Annotated in this window: 1 protein-coding gene and 1 pseudogene; both read right to left on the bottom strand. The window is 30.0% G+C overall.

Annotation, left to right across the window (positions count from 1 at the left end; genetic code table 11):
- Nucleotides 1-542: hypothetical protein (locus tag Q4Q55_RS09950; RefSeq protein WP_303372651.1), on the bottom strand; the 542-nt coding region annotated here is incomplete at its 3' end.
- A gap of 201 nt (nucleotides 543-743) precedes the next feature.
- A pseudogene (locus tag Q4Q55_RS09945) lies at nucleotides 744-3,040 on the bottom strand (hypothetical protein); the annotation flags it as partial.

Here is a 3,040-nt window from a genome sequence, read left to right as displayed (position 1 = left end):
TTTCCAACATAATTGATTGTATTTTGAATAAGTTTTAAATTGTTTACATTACTTGCAAAAATTGCATAACCATCAATGTCAGCCATTGCTTCAAAATTAAGTACATTGTTAGAAATAATGACATTATTTGCTTCACCAACTGAAATTAATGAAACATTATTACTTTGACTTAAAGTAAAACCATCAATAGTTACATTATCTGAACTAATTACAAAAGAGACATCCTTAAATGTTGCATTATTACCTGTAAATTTAATAGCTTTATCAACTGCAATATAATTTACACCAACACCACTGAAATCTCCTTCAAATACCAATTCATCAGTAGTTGTATTATTTAAAAGAGAACCAGTTTCATCAAAGTATTGATAAAAAGTAGAATTTGTAACAACAGTATTTTCTACAGCAGGAGTCTCATTTTCCTGAAGAACTACACTATCTTCTTCAATAGTCAGAATATCTTCATCGATTGCTATTTCATCTGTTACTTCACCAACAGTTGCATTATTATCACTTGCAGCAAAAGCAACGCCCGCAGACAATAATACTATGGAAAGTAAAATTAATGAAATTACTAAACTCTCCCCTTTAATAGTTACACCTCACTTTATAATTTTTAAAATTAATAATAGTCTAATTAGAATAAAAAATTTTAATGACTATAATAAAAAGTTGTTATTAATATTATTTAAATTTTCATAAAGTAGGTTTGAAAAAAAAGTAAAATAAAGGTTAAAAAACCTTCATTTAATAGTTATTGTATTAGATATTTTACATCCTCCATAACTTGAGGTTATGGTGAATTTGCCGGCTTTTAAGTTCTTAAGAGAAACAACTGCAACACCATTTTTATTAGTTTTGACTTTATATGTTGTTCCTTTAATTTTAAAAGTGATTATTTTATTTTTTAATATTTTACCGTTTTTGTTGACAAGTTTCGCTGAAAATTTGACAATTTTAGCTTTTTTCTTGGAAATATCTTTAGCAATAACAGTAGGTTTGAAAGTCAATTTGTTTGAAACCTTATCCCCATTATATTGAGCAGTTATGGTGTAAGAACCTGCTTTGAACTTGAAAGATTTGGTCACATAACCATTCTTATTTGTCTTAAGAGTATAAGTTTTACCATTGACTTTAACAGTTACGGCTTTGCCAGCACCAACATACTTGCCATCAGCCCCTACAATGCGAAGTTTGTAGGTTATTGTGTTTCTATAATAAACAGCATAATTTTTATTTCCGGTTATTGCAGGTTTTACTGTTACTTTCACAGTATTTTTAGAGGAATAATAATTGTCATCACCAGCAAATGAAACATAAACTGAATAAGTACCCCTGTTTAGTGAAGGTAAAGTAATTTCACCTTTGGAATTAGATATTGCATTGTAATTTACACTGCCAATCATCAAATTAACTTTTTTATTTGCTAAGGCTTTTCCACTCTGATCTTTTAGAATAGCTAAAGTACCGGTAGGATAAACTTTTGAATTTATTGTAATACTAGTTGAATTGAGTTTATATGCATTTAAACTAGCTGATGCGGATGCTGACTCGAAATTATCCAAATCTTTAATATTTACGATAACCTTAGGATCTTCACCATAAATTTGAGGAATTTCTGCATTCAACACTACTAAACCGTTTTCATCACTTGTAGCTTTACCTAAATATGCGGGATAGCCGTCATCCAGTATGTTAAATTCAACAATGACTCCTGAGATAGGATTTCCTAAAATATCTTTAATTTCTGCACTGAATTTGGTAGTTCTTGAAATTGCACCAGTACTATTATCTACTGACACTATTAAATCCCCTTTATTAACAGACAATAAAGATTCAAACTCGGCAGTTTTAAAGTTTTCTTTAGATACGATTGCAGATATCAAGTAATCGGAAGGAACATCATTGAATGTGAAGTCTAATTTAGCAGTTCCGTTAGCAACAATGGCTGAACCAAAATTATTGCCTAGAATTGTAAATTCAACTGTTGCACCATCCAAATTAACATCATCTGTTGTGAAAACAAAAGTTCCATTTTCTAAATACTTGATTTCAATGTTCTTGAGTTTTCCAGATACCAGATATTTGAAATTTTCTTCAACAGTAGTGTTTGCAGTATTATTAATTGCTGAATTAGCAAAACCGTATTCACAATCCAAATAATTATTACTAATAATATTATTAACTGCAATATCATTAATGCTGATTGCATATCCTTTTGTTGAGGTAATGTTATTATTTATGACTGTGTTATCGGAAGAGTTGGATTTAAGATAAATTCCAGCAGTTCCAGTTCCGAATGAATCGAAGTTATATGTAATATTTTCACCGGTTGCATTGACGAATATTCTATTCAAAGAAAATTCATTATTATTAGAATTAGACACTCCAAATCCATAAATCTGTTTACCATTAGCCACAAATCCATTATTAATGACCTTATTGTAATTTGACATTGTAAATTCTATTCCGTATATCATATCTGAATTTAATGTGAAATAATTTTGCAAAATAGTTGAATTTTGAGACATTTCCAAATTAATACCATAAGATACATTTCTTGATTTGGCATCGACAATGTTTGAATCAATTGTAGTGTTTTCTGATTCATCGCCAATTACAATACCTTGAACGAAATAAGTTCCATCAAGATTAATAATATTTCCAATAAATTGGTTATCTGTTGCACCCTGACCTGCAGGAGCGTCGTGGCCTGTGTAATAACCTAAAACACCAACACCATAAATGTAATTATCCTTACCATACACATTGACTTCATTATCTGAAATAATGTTGTTGTGAGTGTTGTAGTACAAATCTATACCGACAATTGAATTTGTGGATGCAGTTGGAGACAATGTTTGATTTAATTTTGATGTAACGAAAAGCTTGTTTCCTGAAACTATGTTGTTTGAAGAATATGCCATTAAAATACCATAAGTTCTGTAAACTTCTTTTAATACATGATTTCCTTCAATGCTGTTACCACTGGTGCATACCTCATTTCCATCAGTGCAACTTTCATCACCATCAATGCAGC

The organism is Methanobrevibacter sp., from assembly GCF_030539555.1.
GTDB lineage: Archaea > Methanobacteriota > Methanobacteria > Methanobacteriales > Methanobacteriaceae > Methanocatella.
This window is presented reverse-complemented; position numbering and strand designations above follow the sequence as displayed.